Origin of the sequence: Halomonas sp. LES1, assembly GCF_031846005.1 — a bacterium.
Classification (GTDB): Bacteria; Pseudomonadota; Gammaproteobacteria; order Pseudomonadales; family Halomonadaceae; genus Halomonas.
The window spans coordinates 215,609-240,584 of sequence record NZ_JAVRGC010000005.1 but is presented as its reverse complement, the minus strand read 5'-3'; the positions used below and the strand labels follow the sequence as shown (position 1 = coordinate 240,584).

20 protein-coding genes and 1 pseudogene are annotated in these 24,976 nt (G+C 61.7%); 17 read left to right on the top strand and 4 right to left on the bottom strand.

The window, feature by feature from the left end; all coding sequences use genetic code 11:
* Both RM463_RS12835 and RM463_RS12830 read right to left on the bottom strand, forming a co-directional pair.
* A partial coding sequence (locus RM463_RS12835) for a TRAP transporter small permease (protein WP_311430225.1) occupies positions 1–459 on the bottom strand: 459 nt, incomplete at its 3' end.
* A 25-nt stretch (positions 460–484) separates the two neighbouring features.
* On the bottom strand, positions 485–1,540 hold the full coding sequence (locus RM463_RS12830) for a TRAP transporter substrate-binding protein (RefSeq protein WP_311430224.1): 1,056 nt from the start codon (positions 1,538–1,540) through the stop codon (positions 485–487).
* A 287-nt stretch (positions 1,541–1,827) separates the two neighbouring features.
* On the opposite strand from RM463_RS12830, the gene RM463_RS12825 reads away from it, so the two are divergent.
* The 9 genes and pseudogenes from RM463_RS12825 (at position 1,828) to RM463_RS12785 (ending at position 12,286) form a co-directional block, all read left to right on the top strand.
* A complete protein-coding gene (locus RM463_RS12825) occupies positions 1,828–2,796 on the top strand; it encodes an MBL fold metallo-hydrolase (protein WP_195688823.1) in 969 nt (322 codons plus the stop codon).
* Positions 2,797–2,874: 78 nt separating this feature from the next.
* Positions 2,875–4,587, top strand: coding sequence for an FAD-dependent oxidoreductase (locus RM463_RS12820; RefSeq protein WP_311430223.1), 1,713 nt, complete (start codon positions 2,875–2,877; stop codon positions 4,585–4,587).
* The gene (locus RM463_RS12815; RefSeq protein WP_195688821.1) at positions 4,574–4,780 is read left to right on the top strand and encodes a DUF2783 domain-containing protein; all 207 of its coding nucleotides are present in this window, start codon (positions 4,574–4,576) and stop codon (positions 4,778–4,780) included. The genes RM463_RS12820 and RM463_RS12815 overlap by 14 nt, the downstream gene beginning before the upstream one ends.
* A 41-nt stretch (positions 4,781–4,821) precedes the next feature.
* The gene (gene hmgA, locus RM463_RS12810; protein ID WP_195688820.1) at positions 4,822–6,129 is read left to right on the top strand and encodes a homogentisate 1,2-dioxygenase; all 1,308 of its coding nucleotides are present in this window, start codon (positions 4,822–4,824) and stop codon (positions 6,127–6,129) included.
* A gap of 65 nt (positions 6,130–6,194) precedes the next feature.
* Entirely contained in the window at positions 6,195–7,214 is a 1,020-nt protein-coding gene (locus tag RM463_RS12805) for a fumarylacetoacetate hydrolase family protein (protein ID WP_311430222.1), read from the top strand.
* Positions 7,215–7,224: 10 nt separating this feature from the next.
* A complete protein-coding gene (gene maiA, locus RM463_RS12800) occupies positions 7,225–7,869 on the top strand; it encodes a maleylacetoacetate isomerase (protein ID WP_311430221.1) in 645 nt (214 codons plus the stop codon).
* A 94-nt stretch (positions 7,870–7,963) separates the two neighbouring features.
* Positions 7,964–9,187: a multidrug effflux MFS transporter gene (locus tag RM463_RS12795; protein ID WP_195688817.1), complete on the top strand. Its 1,224-nt coding sequence runs from the start codon at positions 7,964–7,966 to the stop codon at positions 9,185–9,187.
* A gap of 651 nt (positions 9,188–9,838) precedes the next feature.
* The gene (locus tag RM463_RS12790) at positions 9,839–11,332 is read left to right on the top strand and encodes an aldehyde dehydrogenase (RefSeq protein WP_195688816.1); all 1,494 of its coding nucleotides are present in this window, start codon (positions 9,839–9,841) and stop codon (positions 11,330–11,332) included.
* 181 nt (positions 11,333–11,513) lie between these two features.
* Positions 11,514–12,286: pseudogene (locus RM463_RS12785) on the top strand (transposase).
* 16 nt (positions 12,287–12,302) lie between these two features.
* Here RM463_RS12785 and feaR read toward each other — a convergent pair.
* Complete coding sequence (gene feaR / locus RM463_RS12780) at positions 12,303–13,241, bottom strand: transcriptional regulator FeaR (RefSeq protein WP_311430220.1); 939 nt, start codon at positions 13,239–13,241, stop codon at positions 12,303–12,305.
* A gap of 287 nt (positions 13,242–13,528) precedes the next feature.
* Here feaR and RM463_RS12775 point away from each other — a divergent pair, with 287 nt between their 5' ends.
* The 8 genes from RM463_RS12775 (at position 13,529) to RM463_RS12740 (ending at position 23,049) form a co-directional block, all read left to right on the top strand.
* Positions 13,529–14,554, top strand: a complete 1,026-nt coding sequence (locus tag RM463_RS12775) for an MBL fold metallo-hydrolase (protein WP_311430219.1) — start codon at positions 13,529–13,531, stop codon at positions 14,552–14,554.
* Between the two features lie 17 nt (positions 14,555–14,571).
* Positions 14,572–16,188 (top strand): quinohemoprotein amine dehydrogenase subunit alpha, encoded by a 1,617-nt coding sequence (gene peaA, locus RM463_RS12770; protein WP_311430218.1) that lies wholly within the window; start codon positions 14,572–14,574, stop codon positions 16,186–16,188.
* An 83-nt stretch (positions 16,189–16,271) separates the two neighbouring features.
* A complete protein-coding gene (gene peaB, locus RM463_RS12765; protein WP_311430217.1) occupies positions 16,272–17,702 on the top strand; it encodes a quinohemoprotein amine dehydrogenase maturation protein in 1,431 nt (476 codons plus the stop codon).
* Positions 17,703–17,705: 3 nt separating this feature from the next.
* The gene (qhpC, locus tag RM463_RS12760; protein ID WP_311430216.1) at positions 17,706–18,029 is read left to right on the top strand and encodes a quinohemoprotein amine dehydrogenase subunit gamma; all 324 of its coding nucleotides are present in this window, start codon (positions 17,706–17,708) and stop codon (positions 18,027–18,029) included.
* A gap of 63 nt (positions 18,030–18,092) precedes the next feature.
* Entirely contained in the window at positions 18,093–19,196 is a 1,104-nt protein-coding gene (gene peaD, locus RM463_RS12755; RefSeq protein WP_311430215.1) for a quinohemoprotein amine dehydrogenase subunit beta, read from the top strand.
* Between the two features lie 79 nt (positions 19,197–19,275).
* Positions 19,276–21,012, top strand: a complete 1,737-nt coding sequence (locus tag RM463_RS12750; protein ID WP_311430214.1) for an ABC transporter ATP-binding protein — start codon at positions 19,276–19,278, stop codon at positions 21,010–21,012.
* Positions 21,002–21,700, top strand: a complete 699-nt coding sequence (locus RM463_RS12745; protein WP_311430213.1) for a S8 family serine peptidase — start codon at positions 21,002–21,004, stop codon at positions 21,698–21,700. Before RM463_RS12750 ends, RM463_RS12745 begins: the two co-directional genes overlap by 11 nt.
* Before the next feature lie 476 nt (positions 21,701–22,176).
* Positions 22,177–23,049, top strand: a complete 873-nt coding sequence (locus RM463_RS12740) for a hypothetical protein (RefSeq protein ID WP_311430212.1) — start codon at positions 22,177–22,179, stop codon at positions 23,047–23,049.
* A gap of 167 nt (positions 23,050–23,216) precedes the next feature.
* Here the strand turns inward: RM463_RS12740 and RM463_RS12735 are convergent, their stop codons facing one another.
* Entirely contained in the window at positions 23,217–24,902 is a 1,686-nt protein-coding gene (locus RM463_RS12735; protein ID WP_311430211.1) for a thiamine pyrophosphate-binding protein, read from the bottom strand.
* Between the last annotated feature and the right edge of the window lie 74 nt (positions 24,903–24,976).

The following is a 24,976-nucleotide window of genomic DNA, read 5'->3' as shown; positions in this document are numbered from 1 at the left end:
CAGGGTCAGCAGGGCCGAGAGTGCCAACATGATCGAGATCAACCCGATCAGATAGCCATAGGGAATGCGCAGAAACTCGGTCACGTCCCCCCAGGAGAAGGCGCGCTCGGCCAGAGCCCAGACTCGCAGGGCCATCACCCACAGCGCCACGGTGACCAACAGATTGACGAGCACTTCGCGTATCCAGACCAGGCGAGCAGGGAAGATAGCGTCCAGCAGGTCGACGCTGACGTGTTCCTGGCGCCAGCAAACGATCGGCAGGGAGAGGAACACCAGCGCCGCCAGCATCAGCTGGGTCAGCTCCACGGCGCCGAGGATCGGGGCATTGAAGAAGTAGCGTCCGGTCACGTCCACCGTGGTCAACAGCATCATGCCGAAGAGGGTGGCTCCCGCCACCCCCTCCAGCATCAGCTGGAAGACCCGGCCGACGCGAGCCCAGTAGGTTGTCGGGGTCTGCATGAGTCAGGCCTCTGTCAGCGTGTCATCAAGACTGTTCAAGGTCGGAGGCGATGCTTTCTTCCTCGGCCATCACCGCCAGCTGATCACGGAAATACTGTAGAGCTTCACTGGCATCCAGGTCTCCGGTGCTGACCTTCTTCGCCCACGCGTCGATCAGCTCATCCGAAACTTCGCGCAGCATGGCGATATCGTCTTCCGTCGCCTGGGTGAACGTGTTGCCCAACTCCTCGGCGAACTCGACACCACGCTGATCGGAGACATCCATCATGTGGCCAAACAGCCTTGACAACCGCTCTCCAGAGACCGACTCGATGGCTTCGCGGTCTTCGTCAGACATCCGACCCCAGACCATGGGGTTCATGACAATGGCGAAACTACCTCGGTAGAAGCCACCATCAACCGTCAGGGTGTAGGGGGCCACCTCGGCGACACGGAAGCTGCGTAGCCCCTCGAGGGTGAGCATGGCACCATCGATAACGCCCTGGGAGGCCGCCTCGTAGACGCCGGTGGGAGGTAGCGCCACCCCGGTCACACCCAGAGCGCCGGCAAGCTCCGTCATCACCCCACCGCCAACACGCAACCGCTTGCCGGACAGGTCATCGAAGGTCTCGGTCTTCTCATTGGTAAAGATCTGGCCCGGCCCATGCACGCCCATGGCCATCACCTCCAACCCCCGATGCTCATTGGCCTGGGCCAGATACTCCTCGTAGGTCCTCCAGTATGCCGCCGAAGCCACCTCGGAAGAGAAGTCCTCGAAGGTGGGAAATTCCGGTAGCTGGGTCAATCCGAAGCGGCCGGGCATATGCCCATGAAAGATCCAGCTGGCATCGGCGACCCCATCAGCGACCAGAGCCATCTGTGCCGCGGGCGGGCCAAGGTCTTCGGTCACCTGAAGGGTGACACGCCCCTCGGTCGCCTCCTCGATCCAGGATTGCCAGGTCGGCCACACGATGGTGTTGATCCCGTGGTTGGGTCCGCCCCAGCTGCTGACGTTGATCGTGGTCTGGGCCATGGCCGGCATCGCCAGGGTCAGCGAAGCGACGCTGACGGCTCCCAGCATCATACGAGCAGAGTTGTACATTTTATGAGCTCCTGGTCATCGAAAGGGGTCTCGGGAAAGCCTGTGACGGGCATTCCATGCCGGAAACCTTGCCGCCATTAAGTATCCAGTGCAACTAATTTGACGATCACACCCATACGACCTAGGTATAAGGATGATCAAAAACCACTGATTTGCGTCAGTTTTTGGCCGCCATTAAGTCTTGACCTCGCGATAAAAGTATTGAAGAGCTGGACACCTAGTTTCAAAAGAAACTATGCTGCCAACTCAGAATTAAGCCACCGCGACCTGACGACACTGGAGGAAGCATGAGCAAGAAGTTCGCATCACACGCCGATACCGAAATAAAAGAGGTCAGCTTTACCAAGCTGGCAGAAGGCCTGTATGCCTACACCGCCGAAGGCGACCCCAACACCGGCGTGATCATCGGTGACGACAGCGTCATGGTCATCGACACCCAGGCCACTCCCATCATGGCGCAGGATGTGATTCGCCGTATCCGCGAGATCACCGACAAGCCGATCAAGCATGTCGTACTGACCCACTACCATGCCGTGCGTGTACTGGGCGCTTCTGCCTACGAGCCCGAGAACATCGTCGCCAGCCAGCACACCTACGACCTGATCGTCGAACGTGGCCAACAGGACTACGAGTCCGAAGTGGGACGTTTCCCGCGTCTGTTCCAGGGTGTGGACTCCGTGCCTGGCCTGACCTGGCCGAACATCGTCTTCCAGAAAGAGCTGACGATGTACATGGGTGAGCGCGAGGTACAGATCATTCATCTGGGTCGCGGCCATACCAAGGGCGATACCATCGTCTGGCTGCCCAAGGAGAAGGTCATGTTCTCCGGCGACCTGGTCGAATACGGTGCCACTCCCTACACCGGCGATGCCTACCATGAGCACTGGCCCGCCACGCTGGACCGCCTGCAGGCCATGCAACCGGAGAAGCTGGTGCCGGGTCGTGGTGAGGCACTCCAGACACCCGAACAGTGCCAGGAAGCCATTCAGGGTACCCGTGACTTCCTCGCCGACATGTATGAAAGCGTCAAGGCGGGCAAGGCTGCCGGAAAGGCTCTCTCCGAGTGCTACGCCGAGACCTACGCCAAGCTGAAACCCAAGTACGGCCACTGGGTGATCTTCGATCACTGCCTGCCCTTCGACATCACCCGCTGCTACGACGAGGCTGGTGGTGAGTATCCGGATCCACGCATCTGGACCGCCGAACGCGATACAGAGATGTGGCATTCGCTGCAGGAAGTCGTCGAGAGCCAGTAAGCCTCTCCCCTCTCAGCCATCCCCAGGACCGTGAGTGGTCGCCGCTGCAGCGCAGCCGGCGACCCATGGGAGTAACGAATGCCAACGACCTACAATAATCCCGTCTACCCATATCGACGCCCGAACGAATTGAAGAGCGATGAGGTGCGCCACTGCCCGGTCGTGATAGTTGGCGCAGGGCCTTCCGGCCTTATCGCCGCTATCGACCTGGCACAACAAGGTATAGACAGCATCCTGCTCGACGATAACAACACCGTTAGCGTCGGCTCACGCGCCATCTGCTTTTCCAAGCGCACCCTGGAGATCATGGACCGACTGGGTGCCGCTCAACCGATGCTCGACAAGGGCGTAACATGGCAGCATGGCCGTGTCTTCTTCCAGGAGCGCGAGGTCTACGACTTCAACCTGCTCCCGGAGAAGGGGCATCGCGTGCCGGCCTTTATCAACCTGCAACAGTATTACCTTGAAGAGTATCTGGTCGACCGAGCCGAGGAGCTGAAGGATCATATCGATCTGCGCTGGCTACACAAGGTCACCGACGTCGATGCCAGCCCCGACCAAACGAAGATTACGGTCGCCACCCAGGACGGTGACTACCAGCTGATCTGTGACTATCTGTTGGTAGCAGACGGCGCCAACAGCAAGATTCGCGACATGCTGGGTCTCGAATGCAAGGGGCAGATCTTCCAGGACCGCTTTCTGATCGCCGACGTGATCATGAAGGCCGACTTTCCCACCGAGCGCTGGTTCTGGTTCGACCCCCCATTCCACCCCAACCAGTCGGTGCTGCTGCATAAGCAACCGGACAATGTCTGGCGTATCGACTTCCAGCTGGGCTGGGACGCCGACCCGGAAGAGGAAAAGAAGGAAGAGAACATCCGTCCCCGCGTGCAGCAGATGCTCGGCAAAGAGGTGGAGTTCGAGCTGGAGTGGGCCAGCGTCTATACCTTCCGTTGCCGCAAGATGGATAACTTTATCCACCACCGGGTGTTCTTTATGGGCGACGCCGCGCACCAGGTATCCCCCTTCGGTGCACGTGGCGCCAACGGTGGTGCCCAGGGCATCGATAACCTGGCGTGGAAACTGGCCCGGGTGCTGAAAGGCGAGGCGCCCGAAGCATTACTCGAAACCTACAATACCGAACGCCAACATGGGGCAGCAGAGAATATTCTCAACTCCACTCGTGCCACCGATTTCATCACGCCCAAGAGCCGGGTGAGTCGACTGTTTCGTGACACGGCACTGGAGCTGGCCGAGCACTACCCCTTTGCACGCAGCCTGGTCAATAGCGGGCGTCTCTCGATGCCTTGCCGATACGAGGACTCGCCTCTCAACGGTCCCGATGTCGACGGCATGCCCACCGACCTCTGCCCGGGCAGCCCGGCAAAGGATGCCCCCGTGCGCCTGCGTGACAAGAGTGCATGGCTGCTCAATCAGCTCGGCGACCGCTTCGTGCTGATGCTGGACGGGCGCCTCCCCACCAGCGAGGCCGAGACCTTGGCTCCTGAACTCGAGTCGCTGCTTGAAGCATATCCAGACCTTGACCTGCTGGTACTGGGCCCCGCCTCCCGAGCACTGCTGCAGCTACCGAGGACCACCCTGGTCGAGGATGCCGATGGTCTGGTCGACCAGCGCTACGGCCTGACTCCAGGAGCAGCCTATCTGATTCGGCCCGACCAGCACGTTACTGCCCGCTGGCAGGCGTGCCAGTGTGAAGCAATCGCCCAGGCCATTGACCGCACTCTGGGCAAGGAGCTTACAAAGCAGGAGTCCCGTTATGCCACCGCTTGAACTGGCCCCCAACTTTACCGATCCAGATGCCTTCTACTCGGCCCTGACCGATGCTCACCGTGAGCGCAGCGAGGCAGAGAGCGAGCGGATCAACGCACGCCTCATTCTTCTGCTCGCCAACCACATCGGTGATCAGCAGGTCCTCCAGGAGGCCCTGAGCATCGCCGCCCGAGACGGTGCGGGACAGTCGTAACGGACCAAACAAAACAGAGATATACCCAAGAGGATACGGTAATGGCCGAACAACTGAGCTACCAGAACGGTTTTCGCAATCATTTCTCCACCGAGGCCCTGCCGGGAGCACTGCCCGAGGGGCAGAACTCACCCCAGAAATGTGCCTACGGGCTCTATGCCGAGCAACTGACAGGCTCTGCCTTCACGGCGCCGCGTCACCAGAACCTGCGTAGCTGGCTCTATCGCATTCGCCCTTCGGTGGTGCAGAGTGCCTATCGGCCGCTGGAGAATCATCAGGTACACACCTCGCCCCTGGACAAGCCTGCCGCCGACCCCAACCAGATGCGCTGGGACCCGGCGCCTCTTCCCGATGAGCCCACCGACTTCATCGATGGACTGCTGACCATCGCCGTCAATGGTGATGCCGGTGCCCAGACCGGGGTCGGGGTGCATGTCTATGCCTTCAATCAGGACATGACCGACCGGTTCTTCTACACGGCCGACGGCGAAATGCTCTTCGTACCGCAGCTCGGTACGCTGCGGCTGCGCACCGAGTTCGGCGAGATCGAAGTCGGGAATGGCGAGATTGCCGTGATCCCGCGTGGCGTCAAGTTCCAGGTGCGCAAGGGACAGAACGTCGACGCCGCTCGCGGCTATATCTGCGAGAACTATGGCAGCCCAGTGGAACTTCCTGGTCTTGGCCCGATCGGCGCCAATGGCCTGGCCAACCCCCGCGACTTCCAGAGCCCGGTGGCCGCCTACGAGGATGTGGAGGGTGACTTTTCACTCGTCGCCAAGTTCTCGGGCCGCTTCTGGGAAACCCGCCTCGGACACTCGCCGCTGGATGTCGTCGCCTGGCACGGCAACTATGCGCCCTACAAGTATGACCTGGCGCACTTCAACACTATCAATACGGTCAGTTTCGACCATCCGGACCCATCGATCTTCACCGTACTGACCTCCGCCTCGGATACCCCGGGGGTAGCCAACCTGGATTTTGTCATCTTCCCGCCCCGCTGGATGGTGGCAGAGAACACCTTCCGCCCGCCCTGGTTCCATCGGAATCTGATGAGCGAGTTCATGGGCCTGATCCACGGCGAATACGATGCCAAGGCCGAGGGCTTCCTGCCGGGTGGCGCCAGTCTGCACAACTGCATGTCGCCCCACGGCCCCGATGCCGACACGTTCGACAAGGCCACCAACGCCGAGCTCAAACCGCAACACCTGGGGGATACCCTGGCCTTCATGTTCGAAAGCCGCTACGTCTATCATCCCACCGAGGCTGCCCTCGCCACGGAGTACCGTCAGCGCGACTATGTAGATGTCTGGTCGACCCTGCGCTCGAACTTCACCCCTGAGCAGCGCTGATCGAGTCAATTTCAACGATGCACGGGGCCCATCAGCCCCGTCCCTGACGAAAGGAAGACTTCTCAATGAAACTGGCCACCCTCAAGAACGGACGCGACGGTGAACTGATTCTCGTCTCTCGTGACCTCTCCCGCGCCGTCAGCGCCGCCGACATCGCGCCGACGCTGCAACACGCTATCGAGAGCTGGAACGCCACAAGCCCCAAGCTCGAGGCACGCTATGCCGAACTTAATGACGGCAAGGCAGAAGGCGCCTTCGATCTGGACCAGAGCACCCTGCATTCACCGCTACCGCGCACCTACCACTGGGCCGACGGTTCCGCCTATCTGAATCACGTCCAGCTGGTCCGCCAGGCGCGCAACGCCGAGATGCCCGAGACCTTCTGGAACGACCCGCTGATGTATCAAGGCGGCGGAGACAAGTTCCTGGCGCCCACCGAAGATATCGAGGCGATCAGCGAGGAGCACGGCATCGACTTCGAGGGCGAGATTGCGGTAGTGACCGACGATGTCCCCATGGCCGCCACTCCCGAGCAGGCCGCCCAGCACATCAAGCTGGTGATGCTGGTCAACGATGTCAGCCTGCGCGGCCTGATCCCCGGCGAGCTCGCCAAGGGCTTCGGCTTCTTCCAGGCCAAGCCCGCTTCCGCCTTTTCCCCTATCGCCGTCACGCCCGACGAGCTGGGTGACGCCTGGCAGGACGGCAAGGTGCACCTGCCGCTGACCGTTCATCTCAATGGCGAGAAGTTCGGCGAGCCTGAGGCCGGCCCCGACATGATCTTCAACTTCCCGCAGCTTGTCGCCCACGCCGCACGCACCCGCTACCTGGGCGCCGGCGCCATCATCGGCTCCGGCACCGTCTCCAACCCGGACCCCGACGGTGGCCCCGGAAAGCCGGTCGCGGACGGTGGCGTAGGCTACAGCTGTCTGGCCGAAGTGCGCATGGTCGAGAAGATCCTCCATGGCGACAGCAAGACACCCTTCATGCGCTTCGGTGACCGGGTCCGCATCGAGATGTTCGATCGTGAAGGCAAGAGCATCTTCGGTGCCATCGACCAGCAGGTCGTCAAGTATCAGCCCGAGTAAGAGACGCCCTATGACGACGCTCTACGGTTACTTCCGTTCATCGGCCGCCTATCGGGTGCGTATCGCCCTGAACCTCAAGGGACTGGACTATGACCAGGCACCGGTCAACCTGGTGAAGGGCGAACAGCGTGGCGAGGCCAACCTCGCCCGTAACTCCCAGGGCCTGGTACCGGTACTCGAGACCAGCGAGGGGGCGCAGCTGACTCAGTCACTGGCCATCTGCGAGTACCTCGAGGAGATGTATCCCGAACCGGCACTACTGCCGGCGGATGCCGAAGGGCGTGCACGAGTACGCGCCCTGGCCCAGCTGGTGGCCTGCGAGATCCACCCGCTCAACAACCTCAAGGTACTCAAGTATCTGGTGAGCGAGCTCGGCGTGGATGACGAGGCCAAGCTCGGCTGGTACCGCCACTGGATCGCCGAAGGCTTCCAGGCTCTGGAGGCCCAGCTCACCGCCGAGGCGGGCAGCGGCGACTTCTGTCATGGCGACTCGCCAAGCCTGGCGGATATCTGCCTGGTGCCCCAGGTATTCAACGCCGAACGCTTCGAGTGTGACCTGTCGCCCTATCCGATGATTCGGCGTATCGCCGCCAACTGTCGTGCGCTTCCCGCCTTTGCCGAGGCAGCCCCGGAGGCACAGCCAGACGCCGGCTGATAAACTAGCAGGCTAATGGAGCGGGCAGGGTGTCGGGCTTCCCCGATTCCCTGCCCGTTTTTTTTCGCGATACCACAACCCCGAGGAGACTCCGGTGCTGAGGCTAACCTCCCCCGCCACCATCGTGGTGCTGGCCGCATTGACCGCCCTGGGCCCGCTGGCCACCGATATGTACCTGCCGGCGATGCCGGCGATGGCCGAAGCATTAAATACCGGGCCCGACCAGGTACAGCTGACGCTTAGCCTCTATATGACAGGCTTTGCCCTGGCCCAGCTCTTCTGCGGCCCGATCTCCGATCGGTTCGGGCGCCGACCGGTGATGATCGCCGGCTTCTCCCTGTTCCTGGCCGCCAGCCTGCTGTGTGCCTTCGCGCCCAGTATCGAGTGGCTGCTGGCCGGCCGCTTCCTGCAGGCCTTCGGGGGTGCCGCCGGCCCGGTGCTGGGGCGCGCCGCGGTTCGCGATATCTATGGGCCCATCGAGGCTGGCCGAGTGCTCTCCTATATGGCCAGCACCATGGCACTGGCGCCGGCCCTGGCCCCGGTAGTGGGAGCAGGGCTGCTACTGTTCTTCGGTTGGCAGTCAGTCTTTGTGCTGCTATCCCTCTATGCGGTGATCATGCTGCTGATCCTGGCACTGTTGATGCCCGAGTCACTACCCCCCGAGAAGCGTCAGTCGATCGCACCAAGCATCATCCTCGCCAACTACCGGATGCTGCTGACCCAGCGCAGCTTCCTCGGCTATACCCTGATCAACGCCAGTGGCTTCGCCGGCCTGTTCGCCTTCCTCTCGGGCTCCTCCTTCGTACTCATCGAGTATATGGGGCTATCGCCGTTCCAGTATGGTATCGGCTTTACCTTGATCGTGGCGGGGTTCTTTTCAGGCACCTTGTGCAGCGGTCGTTACAGCCATCGCCTCGGTCGAGATCGTCTATTGTGGATTGCCACCTTGCTCTGTGCATTGTCCGGCAGCAGCATGGCAGCATTAGCGATATTCGGCGTGCACCAGCCCTGGGCGGTCATCGGCCCACATGTACTTTTCCTGTTCGGCTTCGGCATCGTCATGCCGCAGAGCATGGCCGGCGCCCTGGCACCCAACCCCGAGTGCGCCGGCTCCGCCTCCTCGCTATTCGGCTTTCTGCAGATGACCATCGCCGCCCTGGGTGGTGCCCTGGTCGGCCAGTTCCATGACGGCACCTCGCGCACCATGGCCGTGGCCATCGCGCTGGGGGGGATCCTTTCGCTAGCGGCATACCTTGGGTTGATCTGGCAGGGCAGAAGGACCTCTAGCACCGCCCAGACAAGCTTCCGGCAAGAGTAGGCTCATGAGCACCTCGCGACGGGGCATTCCTCTGCTCGCTCTGGCCCGCTTCGCCAGCATGGCATCCATGCGCATCACCGATGCCATCTGCCGGCCCTGACCGAGGCTTTCCAACGCCCAGTGCCGAGGTGGCCCAGAACATAACCCTCTTCGCCGTGACCTACGGCATATGCAGCTCTGCTATGGTTTTCTTGAGGATCGCCATGGCGCCCTGCGGGTTATCGGACTGGCCGGTCAAGTTGGCCTGGAACGGTCGGTCATGATAGACCGGAACGGACGGACACGATGGTGCGTTAATACGCAACGACACCATGTCGTACCTGCTGGTGGGCACCAGCCGTTATCCCGAGATAGCCGGGCGGCTGGGCTGGCCCGCCTCGTGGCCCTACTCGCCGAGCCCGAGGCGGCGGAAGTACTGGGCAGGCAGCGTGAGCTCTGCCTGCTCCTGCTACGCGGGCATACCCTCAAGACTGCCGCCGCCGCTTGATTTCCGGTATTCGACGCGCGATCGACGACCGAAGAGAGCCTGGCAAGAAGAGACAACTCGGGTGGCATGTTGGTACAAGCCGCCCTCTGACTCTGGTGTTAGCGTCATGACCACAGCACGCGATGAGTCTCCTGCCAACACATTCAGTCCGAGGAAGAAGCCCAATGAGCCAGTCCACTATCTCCCGCCTACCCGACGTGGATGACTTTCTTTCCCGCGCCATCGGATCCTTTATCGACGGTGAGCATACCCCCGGTGGCAGCCGCCACGCCGAGGTCTTCGACCCCTCCAGCGCCACACCTATCACCCGCCTGGGCCTTGCCGACGCCAGCGTCGTCGACCAGGCCGTTGCCGTTGCCAAGCGACGCTTCGATGAGTGCGCCTGGCGCGGCATGAAACCTGCCCAGCGGGAGCGCATCCTGCTGCGCTTCGCCGATCTGGTGGAGCAGCGTGGTGAAGAGCTCGCTCAGCTCGAGAGCCTTAACCAAGGCAAGTCGATCCAGGTCGCGCGCATGGTCGATGTGGCCTTTTCGGTGGACTTCATGCGCTACACCGCCGGTTGGACCACCAAGCTGGGGGGGCAGACAGGTGAGGTCTCAATCAACATGCCGGAGAGCACCGATTTCCACGCCTACACCCTGCGTCAGCCAGTGGGTGTGGTGGCCGGCATCGTGCCCTGGAACTTTCCGATGATGATCGCCCTGTGGAAGGTGATTCCGGCGCTGGCGGCAGGCTGCTCCATCGTTATCAAGCCGGCTACCGAAACTCCGCTGACCGCCCTGCGCCTGGCGGAGCTAGCGCTGGAGGCGGGTCTGCCCGCCGGTGTCTTCAACGTGGTAGTGGGCGCCGGCTCTGTCGCCGGACAACGGCTGGCCGAGCATCCCGATATTCGCAAGGTCACCTTCACCGGCAGCACCGCGGTGGGCAAACAGATCGGCCATGCCGCCGTCGACCACATGGCACGCTTCTCCCTAGAGCTGGGCGGCAAGAACCCCATGCTGGTGCTGGCCGATGCCGACCTGGACAAGGCGGTGGCTGGTGCCTTGATGGCCGGGCTGCTCAATCAGGGGCAGGTGTGTGCCGCCGCCTCGCGCTTCTATGTGCATCACTCTCTCCATGACGCCTTCTGCGAGCGCCTGCACGAGGCCATCAAGGGGATGCGTGCCGGCCCTGGCCTGGATCCCGAGGCGACCATCAATCCACTGGTCTCGCAGCGTCATCAGCAGAATGTCTTGGCGGATATCGAGCGGGCAAAGACGGAAGGCGCCCAGGTGCTGCGCGGAGCCGCGGTTCCCGAGACGGGCTTCTATGTCTCGCCGGTGGTGCTCAGCGGGGTCACCCAACAGATGACGGTAGCCCGAGAGGAGGTCTTCGGCCCGGTGCTCTCGGTGATTCCCTTCGATGACGTCGAGCAGGGATTGGCCATGGTCAACGATAGCGACTTGGGCCTGGCGGCCAGCCTATGGACCAACGACCTTTCACAGGCCATGCATCTGATCCCCAGGATCGAGGCCGGCACCGTATGGGTCAACACCCATGTCACCCTGGACCCGAACTTACCCTTCGGGGGCGTCAAGCAGTCCGGCATCGGCCGCGAGTTCGGCCGCGAGGCCATCGAGTCCTTCACCGAGCTCAAATCGGTGTGTATCGCCTACTGATCCTCGATTGGACATGACTCGGCTTCGCGTCACCTTGCGCTCGGTGCCCTGTGGCATCGAGCGCCTTTTCGTCGTTTCGGCCAGCAAGTCGCCTTCTCCCGTGGGCTCTTCGACGCCAGGTGTGGAATTCGTCCCCTGAGCTGGGCCAGGATATGACTTCCACGACGACAGGCGGTATGGCATGGACGGCACCCAGATTCTGACCCTCGGCCTGGGCCTGGAAGCGCCCTGGATTCTCAAGGACCAGCACCTGGATACCGCCGTATCGCCCTACCGGTTGGACCTCTACGTCGAGGCCGAGCGTGGCAGTCTCTACCCCTGCCCTGAGTGCGGCGAGGCCTATCCGACCCACGACTTCGCCGACAAGACGTGGCGGCACCTGAACTTCTTCCAGCATCACTGCTACCTGCATGCTCGCGTGCCGCGTACCCAGTGCCCGGAGCATGGCGCCAAGCGTATCGAGGTGCGCAAGAAGGAGCGCCGCGAGCAGGAACACCCCAAGTCGCTGCGCTGGGCCCTGCTGAAGAGCCTGGAAAACGAGAACCTGACACCCAAGCAACTGGCGGCGCTCCAGGAACTGGTGGCCGACCAGAGCGCCACGTCCGATGCCTGGGTGATCAAGGAGAAGCTGCGCTGGATCCAGAAGGCGCCGACGCCACGCGCGGCTCGGTGGCGGATCACGCACTACCTCAAGGTCATGAAGGCGGCGGTCGCGGAGACGCCACTGCTGAAGCCGATGGGAGAAGCCCTGGCGACGTTGGAGCGACACGCCAATGCGGTGGTCAGGCGCTGGGTTTCGGGACTGACGAACGCACGACTGGAAGGCATGAACGGCCTGTTTCAGGCGGCTCGGTCACGCGCACGAGGTTACCGGAACGAGGCCAGCTTCATCGCCAGATCTACCTGATTGGCAGCCCGGTGGGCCGCCTGTTCGATCAGGCCAAATCCACATGAAACGTCGAAGAACCCTTTAATGCAGGCTATGGTGCCGACGGTAGTCCCGCGGCGAGATGCCATGGGCCTTCTTGAAGGCGCGGCTGAAGTGCGCCGAATCAGTGAACCCCCAGCGGAAGGCGATCTCGGTGATGGAAATATCAAGCTGGGCGGGGTTGGCCAGGTCCTCGGCGCAACAGTCCAGCCGGCGTCGTTGGATGTAGCGACACACGGTGTCCTCATGAGCCTCGAACAGGCGATAGAGCTGGCGGACCGAGACGGCCAAGCGCTGGGCGATAACGGCTGGCGTCAGTTCGGGATCCTGAAGCTGCTGATCGATCAGCTGTCGAGCCCCTTGATAGAGCACTTCCGTTCCCTCGAGCGGCATCGGGCTCTGCTTGATGTCACTGGCCAACGGCAGCAGGAGGGCGACCAGCGCTTCACCGAGAGCCTCCCCCTCGAGACGGTCGGCCTCGTCAACCAGTTGGCGGGAGACGATACGATTGACCATCAACTGCAGGAGTTGACCGCTGAGGCCGTGGACCAGCAACTTGCCGAAGGGAATCCCTTGCGGCACTCGCTCGGCCACATGTTGGCGAGGCAGGTGGAAGGAAGCTTGCTCGATCAGGCCCTGGGGCAGGATCTCAAACTCCCGAGCCGAATCCGCCAGCATCATCTCGCCGGGACGCAGGGTTAGGGAACGCTCCCGCGAGCGTACTTCGGCATGTCCTTGCCGCTGTACGATCAGGAAACAGTAACGATCATCTTCGCCACCGGCTCGATCACGGAGTCGGGCGATTCGCCGCGCGTTGGTACTAACCTCCGCGATCTCCAGGCCGCCGGTGGTAAGGGTGCCGACCCGACCCTGGAAGGGGGTGTTGTGCCGGGGAGGCTGGGAGTCGAAGCTGCCACACACGCGCCGTAGCGACGACAACCAGGTAGCGAAGGTCGGCTGGGAAGCGGGTGAGGGACGCATAAGCTCTCTGCTCGCGCTAGTATTGTTGCACAAGAAACCATCTTGCGGCACTTGGATACGCTCGCGCCATGCTCCTTTGGCATAAGAGTGATCCGCGACGGCAGGGCCGGGCAAGGTCCTGCATGCCGGACCTGTTCTGTAGCACACGGGGCAGTGCGGCTCGCCGGCCAGTTCATCGGCGGTGTGGCGCACTGGGTCAAACCGGTTGGCAAACACGATCAAGACAGGAGGCAACGCTCCGTCATTCACTAGGGGATCAATAATCAGACAACAAGGCAGGTCTCCCCATGCGACTGCACAGCTCTCTTTCCTCTCTCACCCTTACCTTCACCACGATCGCGCTCGTTACCCTAACAGCCTCGACAGGCAGCGTGGCCATGGCGGACGAACAGGTGCCGGATGAAAGACTCATGGCCGAGGACCTGCGCGCCCCGACGCGGGTGGTCACCCTGGGCACCGGCACCCCCAACATCGTCGAGGGGCGTGCCGGCACCGCCACCGCGGTCATCGTCAACCAGGATGAGGTCTATCTGTTCGATGCCGGCTCCGGTTTCATGGAAACCCTGGCCGGCTTCCTCGACGAGGAAAGTCGTGACATTTTCCCGATGTCGCCCTCCTACCCGGAGTTCATGTATCCAACTTTCCTCAATAAATTGTTTCTGACCCATCTTGATTCCGATCATATCCTCGGCATCCCCGAGCTGCTGCTGCGTGGCTGGGTACTCGAGCGTAACGAGCCGGTACGCATCTGGGGGCCTGCCGGCACACGCACCGTGGTCGATGGCGCAGTAGCGGCCTATCAGCCAGACATCCAGCACCGCCTGGGAAGCTTGCCGATCGGCAAGGAAGCACCCTACTCCGGTCTCGTAGAGGAGCTCGCCTCGGAACCGGGCCTCGTCTATCAGGATCGCTATGTCACCATCACCGCTTTCGACGTGGACCACGGTACCTGGGAGTCGGGTGAAGCCTTCGGCTATCGCATCGAGGCGCCGGATAAAACCATTGTCATCTCAGGTGATACCCGCCCGACACCAAACTTGATCGAACATGCTCAGGGCGCCGACATCCTGCTACACGAAGTGATGTCAACGACCGGCCTAGAAACTCTGCCACAAGAGTGGCAAGAGTATATGCAGGATGCGCACACCACTACCCAGCAGCTCGCCAATATTGCTGATGAAATCGATCCAGAGCTTCTGGTGATGATCCACCCCCTCTTCCTCGGCGCATCGGAGGCGACTCTCACTCAGGAGATGACGGATGCTTACGAGGGGAACTTCGCGCTGGCTAACGACGGCGACGTCTTCGAGTGATGAAGAGAGCGACAACCATGACACGACATATTTCTCTAGCTGGATGGCTCGGCAAGCGCGCGATGGTCACGCTACTTGTCGGTCTCTCCGCCTCACCGGTCTTCGCCGAGGAAGGTGTGGAGATTCTGCGCGAACGCTGCGCGGCCTGTCACACCGAAACCACCACCGCCGAGGAGTCGGCATACTTCTCACGCATCTCCGATCAGCGCAAGACGCCGGAAGGCTGGCAAATGACGATCAATCGCATGATCCATCTGCGCGGCATAGAAATTCCTGAGGAGGAGAAGCGATCCCTGGTTCAGTACCTGGCGGACACCCAGGGCCTGGCCCCCGATGAAACCGAAGGCTTCCGCTACCTGCTCGAGCAGGACAATAACCGGGTGGAGGCCGGCATCGACCCTGACCTGGAGCAGATGTGCGCCCGCTGCCACTCGGCGGCGCGGGTCGGCCTGCAGCGCCGTACCGAGCAGGAGTGGCAGTATCTGGTCAATTTTCATATGGGCCAGTTCCCCACCACCGAGTTACATGCCATGGCTCGCGATCGCGAGTGGTATCGACTGGCCCATGACGAGCTAGCCCCCGAACTGGCTGAGCGCTACGGGCTGAAGAGCGAAGCTTGGGAGGAGTGGCTGAGCCAGGAAAAGCCCCTGTTGAACGGCAGCTGGCGTGTGCTCGGTTTCATCCCTGGCAAGGGCGAATATGATGGCCGCATGACTGCCACTCCCGATGAAGACGGCAACGGATTTATGCTGCAGATGAAGGGCCGCTACGCAGACGGTTCGCCGCTCGAGGGCGAAGGCCATGCACGCGTCTTTACCGGTTACGAGTGGCGCGGCACGCTGATGCTGGACGATGTCGAGATGCGTCAGGTGCTGGCGGCCGATGCCGAAGGAGAAACGCTGCGTGGCCGAATGTTCCTGGCCGACAGCCGTCGACTGGGCGGTGAAATGAATGCTTACAAGGATCATGGTGGCGCCGAAATACTGGGGATTCAGCCGGGATACCTGCGCCTCGGTGATAGCGGCGAGGTGACCCTGATCGGCCAGCACCTGAGCGGTGAGGTCTCTCTAGGTGAGGGTGTTCGCGTCGAGGAGGTGCTTGAGCGCAGCGATGATCGTATTCGGATGCGGATCAGCGCAGCACCCGAGGGCTCACCTGGAGCGCGCGACGTGACCGTGGGTGAGGCGACAGGCGACAGCATCTTGGCGGTCTATGATTGTCTGGCGCGGCTGGAGGTCGAGCCGACCAATGCACTGGCACGCGTCGGCGGCAACGGCGGCCAGCTCGACAAGATGCGCGTAGCCTTCCGAGCGGTGGGCTATGCCGCCGGTGCGGATGGCGAGGTAGGCACCGATGACGACCTACGCCTGGGCTATATGCCGGCCGACTGGTCGATCATCCCCGCCGACGAGGCGGCCGCACATGAACAGGATGCCGAGTATGCCGGTACCATCGATGCCCACGGCATCTTCACCCCCGGCGATGCCGGCCCCAACCCGGAACGCCCCAAGTCGGCCAACAATGTCGGACGCCTGAAAGCTGTAGCGACGGTGGATGACGGAACGGACCAGCTCTCCGGAGAAAGTCGGCTGCTGGTAGCAGTGCAGGACTACGTGCAGCGCGTGCTCGACTGAACCTCCTGTATTCAGGCCTTGAAGTGGTGCCACTCCGGGTGGCACCTAGGCGACAACCGACATTCGATAATAACGAGGTGAATATGGGTGCCATGCAACTTGTCGAACCCAACCTGCATCGGGTCGACGTTCAGTCGAGACAGATGCTCTTCCATGTGCCCAGCAGCAGCCTTTTCGAACTGGATGCTCTCAGCCGCGACCTGCTGGCACTCTTCGACCAGCATGACAAGGTCGATCGATCCACTCTCGCCACTCTGGAGGCCTACCACCAAGCCGAAGCCATCGAAGAGACCTTGGACGAGTTGAAGTTGCTTGAGGTCATTCAGGAACCCGGAACACCGGTACAGATCAACCCCAAGCCGCAGAAAGTGACCCGCTTTCCCCTGACCACCGTAGTGCTCAACGTCAACACTGGTTGTAACCTGAGCTGTACCTACTGCTACAAGGAGGACCTGACGACTCCTTCTCAGGGTCAAAAGATGGGCTATGACACCGCCATACGCTCCATCGAAATGCTACTGAGCGAATCGCCGGACCAGCCTCGCTACAACGTGGTCTTCTTCGGCGGTGAACCACTCTCCAACATGCCACTGATTCGCGACGTAGTGGCCTACTGCGAGCAGCGCTTCGCCGAGCTCGATGCCGAAGTGGATTTTACCCTGACCACTAACGCGACCATGCTTAACGAAACGCTGGTGGACTGGCTGGATGCTCACCGCTTCGGACTGACCATCTCCATGGACGGTCCCAAGGCATTGCATGACAAGAACCGCATTACCGTGGGTGGCCAGGGCACCTACGATGTAGTCCGCGGCAAGGTAGAGATGCTGCTGTCCCGCTATCGTTCCCGGCCAGTGGGTTGTCGCGTCACCCTGACCCGTGGGGTTACCGACGTGGAGCGCATCTTCGAACACCTTCATCACGAGCTGGGCTTCGCCGAGGTCGGCTTCGGCCCGGTGACCTCCGGCGATATCGCTGCCTACAACCTTACCGAAGAAGAGCTGGCCAAGGTCTTTACAGGCATGAAGCGCCTCGGTGAGCGCTATTACGAAGCCGCTCGCGAGGGTCGCAGCCTGGGTTTCGGCAATATGCACCAGCTGCTGAGCGACATGCATGAGGGCAACAAGAAGCTACTGCCCTGCGGTGCTGGAGTGGGCCTTCTTGCGGTTGACCATGAAGGGGGACTAAATCTCTGCCACCGCTTCACCGGATCGGACCTGCCACTTTTCGGCGACGTCAACCAGGGTATCGACAAGCCGCGACTGGCGGAGTTTGTCGAACAGCGTCTCGATCGCAGCGGCACAGGCTGCGAGACCTGTCATATACGTAACCTCTGTTCTGGCGGTTGCTATCACGAGAGCTATGCCAAGTACGGAGACCCGACACGTCCTACCTATCATTACTGCGACCTGATGCGAGACTGGGTGGACTTCGGCATTCATACCTATTCCCGCATCATGATCGATAACCCGGGTTTCTTCGATTCGCACGTGTCGCCCAGAAGGAGTGCCTGACCCATGAAGCACCTCAAATCGTTCAACAAGAAGGCCGTGCAACTTCAGAGGGCAGTATCACCCGAAGAGGTTGAGGACGTGGTGGCCATGCAGACCATCGTCGGCTGTACCGCGACGGCTGACCCGGGTTGGGAAATCGACGCCTTCGGCGGCCTGAGCTCTCTCTGCCAGCCGATGGAGTCGGACCTCTACGGCTGTGCCGATGCCTGTTGGTGGCCGGCGCAGGTACCGGACACGATGAGTACTTATCCGGATTGGGGTAACGGTGTCGACAAGGCCAACGAGGATTGGCGCAAGATCGACGGCATCTTCGAAGACGAACAATAACGGAGCAACGTCACGATGAGATCCTCACTCCTGCTTTCTTCCCTGGCAACGATCGGGGGGCTAATGCTGGCCGGCATCGGTGCGAGCGCTGCCGCGGACACGACATCCTCGAAAGACCCAGCGGCACGGGACTATCGGGAATACTTGCTGACCGTCACCCGGCCCAATCAGCTGCAGGTCATCGACATGGCCAGCAACAGCTTGCTGCGGAGCTGCGACATTCCCGGTCCATTCGGCTCAGGCATCATGGTGCCCGCTACGGACGGCAAGACCGCCTACGTGATCACCAATATCTGGGAGGATGTCGTCGGCATCGATATCCGCAACTGCGAGATCACCTTTCATGCCGCACAGTCCAGCGGCAATGAAACCGTCAAGTCTTTCCAGTCGGTGGCCGTCAGCCAGGACGGCCAGGAGCTCTATACCGTGCAGAATCCGGTCCGGCTGATGAGCGATCATTATGAGGTGCTCGAACCGCGCCTGGCTGTCTTCGAGATCGCCGACGGGATCGGCGCCCAGCCGGTACGCACCTTCCCCGTGGACCGCCGCATCACCAAGATCGCCGCCACCGGCACGGGAGAGGTGATTCTCGGTGGCGGCGACCTCCAGGCCATCAACCCCGAGACCGGCGAGATTCGCCTGCTCGAGCCGCTACAGAACTGGGATCGCGGTGAACAATGGATGACGCCGGATGCCTTCGCCATGCACACCCAAGGCAGCCAGGCCAATGAATACATCATGCCTTACAGTACTGCCCGCTTCACCGACGATGAGCAGGATATGGCAACCGCCGAGTGGTGGTGGGGCATCAGCCGGGTCGACCTGGAAACCGCGGAGTCCGAACGCATGGAAATCGCGCCACTTACGGAGGTGATCATGAACTTCGTCACCGACCCGACCGATGACAACACCCTCTATGGTGTTTTTAATTCCGTATCGAAAATCGATATTGCGGCCAAGACCATCGTCAAGGAACAGCCGCTCGATCACACCTACTACACGGTCAACGTCTCACGAGATGGCAATACCGTCTACGCGGGGGGTACCAGCAGTGATATCTCCGTGCACGATGCTGAGACTCTCGAGCAGATAGCCAGCATTCAATTACCCGGAGATATGTCCACTTCCGACATGCGAGTGGCAATAATCCACGATACAGCCCCATAATCAATCCAGCCAAGAAAAGCAGTATGTCACAGGGCACAACCATGGTGGGCCCAGCGGCCAAATGTAGAGGAAATCATTAGTGCTACACTGGTTGACCCGAGCCATCCACAGCCACGATCGCCCTGCCCTGGAGCAGGGCTTTCGCTGGCTATACGGCTTTATTTCGCCGCATCGACTGGCGATCGCCGGGCTGCTGACGCTGTCGCTGCTGGCCTCGCTTCTGGTGCTACTGCAGCCCTGGTTGACCAAGCTGTTGATCGATGCCGGCCTGCTGGCCGGAAGCTACCACACCCTGGTGATGATGGCCGGCCTGATGATTCTCACCGGTGTGGCCAGCACGCTGCTCTCGGGTATCAACCGCTACCTGCACACACGACTCTCCGGGCGTATCCTGTTCACACTGCGCAGCGATCTCTACCGCCATCTGCTTACGCTATCACCGCGCTTCTTCGGTGAGCGCCGCACCGGCGATCTGTTGTCGCGCCTGGACGGCGATGTGGCCGAGATCCAGCGTTTCGCGGTGAACAGCCTATTCTCGGCGCTCAGCAGCCTGCTCGGCCTTATCGGTGCCGTCACGTTGATGATATTGCTCTCCTGGAAGCTGGCACTGCTGATTTTGATACTGGTGCCGCTGGAAGGGATCTGGCTGCACTGGATGCGGCGCAAGGTCGAGCACCAGACGCGCGGCCTGCGCGAGCGCTCGGCCGACCTGTCGAGCTTTCTGGTCGAAACCCTGCCCGCCGCCAAGTTCATCCAGGCAAGCGGCCAGTCGGAGCGCGAGCGTCATCGCCTGGATGGCCTCAACGACCGCTATCTGGGCCAACTGCTGGGCCTGCAGATCACCGAGTTTTTCACGCAGGCCATTCCCTCCACCCTGACCTCGCTGACACGCGCGGCGGCCTTCTTGATCGGTGGCTGGTGGGTAATCGAGGGCCAGTGGCAGCTTGGCTCGCTGATCGCCTTCTCGACGTATCTGGGCATGGCCACCGGGCCGGTCAATAGCCTGATGGGATTATACGTGGCCATCCAGCGCATGAGCGTCAGCCTGACCCGGGTCAACGAGGTCCGCCAGCAGCATCCCGATGTGCGATCGCCGTTACAGCCACGCCCTCTGCCGTCTCCGCTGCGAGGCGAGATCACGCTGGATGCCGTGCGCTTTGGCTATCCCGACCGCTCGCGGCCGGTGCTTGACGGTGTCAGCGCCGTGCTACCCGCCGGCACCAAGATCGCCATCAGTGGTGCCTCGGGAGCGGGGAAATCGACACTGATCGATCTGTTGCAGCGTCATTTTGATCCTCAAGCCGGGCGGCTATGCCTGGACGGCACCGATATCGCCACCCTGGATTTGTCCGCCCTGCGTCGCACCATCGCCGTGGTCAGTCAGGATATCGTGCTGTTTCGCGGCTCTCTGGCCGACAATCTGCGCTACGCCTCACCCGAGGCCAGCTATGATGATATTGCGCAGGCCGCCCACGCCGCCCGTCTAGATGAACTGGTCGAACGTCTACCGGCAGGGCTTGATTCTCCGCTTGGCGAACGCGGCCAACAGCTCTCCGGCGGCCAGCGTCAGCGCATTGCCATTGCCCGAGCCCTTTTACAGGATCCCGCCATCCTGGTGCTCGACGAGGCGACCTCGGCGGTGGACGCGGCCACCGAGGCAGAAGTGATCGCCGCCGTCGACCAACTCTTCGCCGGACGCACCCAGATCCTGATCAGCCATCATGCCAGCGCACTGGCCGGTGCCGACTGGCACTTCCGGCTTGCCGAAGGCCAGCTTACGCCGTGCCACGTCACAGAGGTGCTGGATGCGAGCTGACGGCTGCGTGCATATCGGTGTTATCGACAGCGGCCTGGCAACTGCGTTGGGGGCACACTGCGAGGGCTGCGCTGGCTTCGAGATCCATGATCACGCCCTGTGGCAAACCGCGCCCGGAGAAGATCTTCTGGGGCACGGCACCCGGGTCGCCGAGATTCTTGTCGATCAGGTGCCCAGCGTCAGGCTCTGGATGGCTCAGGTTTTCCAGACACGAGCCATCACCACACCCACCCAGGTGGCCGCCGCTATCGACTGGCTGGTGGCACAGCGGGTCGAGCTGATCAACCTCAGCCTCGGCCTGCACCGTGATAGCGAAGTGCTGCGCCAGGCCTGCTATCGAGCGCTACGCGCAGGGACCCTGCTGTGTGCCGCCAGTCCAGCCCGCGGTGAGCCCACATTTCCCGCCTGCTACCCTGGGGTGTTTCGCATGACCGGTGACGCGCGATGCGCTCGGGATGAAATCTCTCACCTGGACACCGCCTACGCCGACTTTGGCGCCTGTGTGCTGCCGATCAATGGCGAGCGTCGCCATGCCGGTGCCAGCCTGGGCTGTGCCCATCTCAGCGCTCGAATAGCCAACTACCTGAGCGCAGGCGGCGAGCGTCGACCGAGCCGGGTGCGCGACTGGCTGATGGCCGAAGCCAGCTACCGAGGCCCCGAACAGCGGCGAGCGGGAGAAGGCCAATGACGGCACATGTTGCCATTTTGGGGGGTGGACCGGCGGGAAGCACGGTCGCGCTGGGGCTGGTTGGCTTGGGTTATAGCGTCACACTGATTCAGCGCCCGCGCCCCTTCGACGCCATCGAGGGCATTTCCGAACGGGCCCTGCAAGGCCTTGCACATGCCGGCTTCGATAAAGCCTTGACGGTGCCTGAAGCACCTTCGCCGCGCCAGGTAGCCTGGAACTCGGCGACCAGTAGCGCCAATGTTGAGCGACTAGTGGAGCGCAGGGCCTTCGACCGGGCCCTACTTCAGGACGCCGCGACCCAGGGGGTTAGCGTGATCGACGCCCAGGTCAAGGAACTACAGCCGACCGCGAACGGTTATCGGATATCGTGGTTAACCCATCGCGGGATAGCGAGTCTCAATGCCGACTTCCTGGTAGAGGCTCGAGGACGAACCGCTCCGGGGGCAGGGGCCGTAGCAGCGCGTGGGCCGAACAGCGTGACTCTTCTACAACGCCTCCAGGGTGCAAGCGGCCCGGCCGCCTCGGCGGCCCTCAGCCTACCCGACGGCTGGGCCTGGCTGGCGCGACGCCCCGGTGGCGAGTGCCATGTGCAGATCACCCTGGACCCAACCGTCACACGCCTGCCGCCTCGGCACGCCATGGCGGATTGGATGAGTACCCGACTGACCAGCCTGGCCCAACAAGCCCCGGCACTGACCGAACCCTTCCTAGGCCTCACGAAGCCCTCCGACACACCCCGGGCAAGAGGCAGCACCTCGATCCTGCAGGGTGACTGCGTCGGATCGCGCTATCTGCGAGTGGGAGACGCCGCCATGGCGGTGGATCCGCTCTCCGGCAACGGTATCTTCCAGTCACTGTCGTCGGCGCTGCAGGCGCCGGCGGTAATCAATACGCTGCTGCGATATCCCTCCCGTGAGCCCCTGGCGCGTGAGTTTCATCAGTCACGCCTAGACGGGCTCTTCTATCGCTTTGCGCGCATCGGCCGCGACTTCTATGCCCAGGAACATCAGTGGGCCGAACAGCCCTTCTGGCAGGCCCGGTGCCACTGGCCGGATGCCGAGCCCTTGCATCGGGAAGTCACTCCCGATCAGGTATACATCGCACGACGACCGGTGGTGGCAGAGGGAGAGATTCATGAGGCCGAAGTCGTCGTCACCCCCGATCAGCCCCTGGGCCTATGGCACCTCAATGGCGTATACCTGGCCCCGCTGCTGCGGCGACTAAGAGCGACGCCCGACCTTCCTGCCGAACGAGTCATCGCAGACGCCCTGGGCGACCGTATCCCCGATGACGCTCCACGCAAGCTGGCGCTGTGGATGCGGTCGCAAGGGTGGCTAACCTATAGGTAAGGCGTCCGGGTACACATGAGCCGAGCCATGCCCACGAACTGGTGCACTTTTCGCACCCGCTCACCGTTGGACATCAACACGAACTGGTGCACTTTTCGCACCCGCTCACCGTTGGACATCAACTCGTATTTGCAAGCCTGGAGGCGATCAGTCGTGGTCTGCGGGCATCATGAATTGCGCGGTCCCGTCGGGCCGTAGTCGAAATCAGCGACAGCCGGGCCGAAAGCCTTCAACCCCTCCGGAGCGTCTTTCGGGTCGAGGTGCAGAACCAGAAAAGCGCCGTGCTCGGAAGATTCGATATGCGCGAGCGCATCGTCGAGTTCTTCATGAGTGGATGCGTGGTATGAACGCATCGTTGTCTGCGCGTCGAAGATCTTCGGCAGGTGTCCGTAGTCCCAGGCGGCGACATCGTTATAGGTGCGATCCATCCCGAGTATCCAGCGTTCGATCGTGTAACCGGCGTTGTCGATCAACACGATAATCGGCCGCTGATCGTGGCGCAGAATTGTCGACAGTTCCTGTGCGGTGAACTGGAACGAACCGTCGCCGATGAACAGCAGATGTCGACGGTTAGGCTCCGCGAGCATGCTGCCGAACAGCGCGGGGAGCGTGTAGCCGATAGCACCCCAGATATTCGACGCCACGAACGCCGTGTTTGCGGGCAGGCGCTGGCCGGAAAGCCCGATATTCGACGTTCCGGCCTCGGCGATCACAATGTCGTCAGGACGCAGAAACTGGGCCATGCGCGGCCATAGCCATGAGTGGGTCAACGGATCGCTTGCGTTGCCCGGCTCCTGCTGGGGCGATACGGCGGTTGATGTATCGGCAAGAGTGTTTGTCTCTGAGTGCTCAGGAAAGGTGTCGACGAGGTGCGCGAGTAGTTCGGAACCGACGACGCCTTCGTAGTAGTCGGGGCCGACCGTCACGCGGTGATTGCGAATATCCACGACCGACTCGAACGGCAGCTGCGCGGTAAAGTTACCAGAATTACTCTCGATGAACCGCGGCGATGTCGTGATGAGAAAATCCGAAGACTCAATCCGCTCACGCACATCGGCGGAAGAGGCCTCACCCGCGTAGGTGCCAAGAAACAAGGGGCTGTTCTCATCGAGCAGCGCCTTGGCCGTCGGCAACTGCGCATACGGGATGTTGGCGCGACCAGCGAGTATACGCAGACCCTCGATCAGGTCGTGACGATCTGCGTCCATGTCGGTAAGGATCGCGGGACGTTTTGCAGACGCGAGTTTATCCTGCACATGAGCAAGCGCCGCCGCGAGCCGCTCGGGATCGCTGGCCGGCATGCGCACGTCAAAGGGCGTGTCTGGCGCCTCGATCTTTAGGTGCGATACGTCGGACGGGATCTGGATATGCACCGGGCGCTGCTTGCGCAGGCACAAATGCAGTGCCCGGTCGATTTCCTCGACCGCATTTATCGAATCGATATGGACAGCGGTCGCGGTGAACGGCGCCATGCTCAAAAGCATGTTGTCGAAGTTGCCGTCCGCCAACGAATGATGGAGCCGAAATCGATTCTGAGTCGCAAACAAGGGCGGCGCGCCACTGATCGAGAAAACCGGCAGGTGCTCGGAGTTCGCTCCGGCAATACCGCATAGCGCGCTGAGCTCTCCGACGCCATAGGTTGTCATCAACGCGCCGATTCCGCGGCGCCGAGCATAACCGTCCGCGGCATAGGCAGCATTCAGTTCATTGCATACCCCGACGAACCGGATGCCGTCCATATCTTCGAGTTGTTCCAGCAGATTGAGGTTGAAATCGCCAGGCACCCCAATCACTTCGGTCACTCCAGCCTGACGCAACCGTGTAAAAAGAAATTCTCCGACTGTGGTTTGCATATCCCGCTCCTATGACGTTAGGTGGTCTAGCTGTAGGGTCCCGCAAATCGTCAACGAGAACCAGGTGATCTGCG

Excerpts from the sequence above, each read along its gene's own strand:
- RM463_RS12830 (WP_311430224.1), bottom strand. The coding sequence starts at position 1,540 with ATGTACAACTCTGCTCGTATGATGCTGGGAGCCGTCAGCGTCGCTTCG.
- RM463_RS12825 (WP_195688823.1), top strand. The coding sequence starts at position 1,828 with ATGAGCAAGAAGTTCGCATCACACGCCGATACCGAAATAAAAGAGGTC.
- RM463_RS12820 (WP_311430223.1), top strand. The coding sequence starts at position 2,875 with ATGCCAACGACCTACAATAATCCCGTCTACCCATATCGACGCCCGAAC.
- RM463_RS12815 (WP_195688821.1), top strand. The coding sequence starts at position 4,574 with ATGCCACCGCTTGAACTGGCCCCCAACTTTACCGATCCAGATGCCTTC.
- hmgA (WP_195688820.1), top strand. The coding sequence starts at position 4,822 with ATGGCCGAACAACTGAGCTACCAGAACGGTTTTCGCAATCATTTCTCC.
- RM463_RS12805 (WP_311430222.1), top strand. The coding sequence starts at position 6,195 with ATGAAACTGGCCACCCTCAAGAACGGACGCGACGGTGAACTGATTCTC.
- maiA (WP_311430221.1), top strand. The coding sequence starts at position 7,225 with ATGACGACGCTCTACGGTTACTTCCGTTCATCGGCCGCCTATCGGGTG.
- RM463_RS12790 (WP_195688816.1), top strand. The coding sequence starts at position 9,839 with ATGAGCCAGTCCACTATCTCCCGCCTACCCGACGTGGATGACTTTCTT.
- feaR (WP_311430220.1), bottom strand. The coding sequence starts at position 13,241 with ATGCGTCCCTCACCCGCTTCCCAGCCGACCTTCGCTACCTGGTTGTCG.
- RM463_RS12775 (WP_311430219.1), top strand. The coding sequence starts at position 13,529 with ATGCGACTGCACAGCTCTCTTTCCTCTCTCACCCTTACCTTCACCACG.
- peaA (WP_311430218.1), top strand. The coding sequence starts at position 14,572 with ATGACACGACATATTTCTCTAGCTGGATGGCTCGGCAAGCGCGCGATG.
- peaB (WP_311430217.1), top strand. The coding sequence starts at position 16,272 with ATGGGTGCCATGCAACTTGTCGAACCCAACCTGCATCGGGTCGACGTT.
- qhpC (WP_311430216.1), top strand. The coding sequence starts at position 17,706 with ATGAAGCACCTCAAATCGTTCAACAAGAAGGCCGTGCAACTTCAGAGG.
- peaD (WP_311430215.1), top strand. The coding sequence starts at position 18,093 with ATGCTGGCCGGCATCGGTGCGAGCGCTGCCGCGGACACGACATCCTCG.
- RM463_RS12745 (WP_311430213.1), top strand. The coding sequence starts at position 21,002 with ATGCGAGCTGACGGCTGCGTGCATATCGGTGTTATCGACAGCGGCCTG.
- RM463_RS12735 (WP_311430211.1), bottom strand. The coding sequence starts at position 24,902 with ATGCAAACCACAGTCGGAGAATTTCTTTTTACACGGTTGCGTCAGGCT.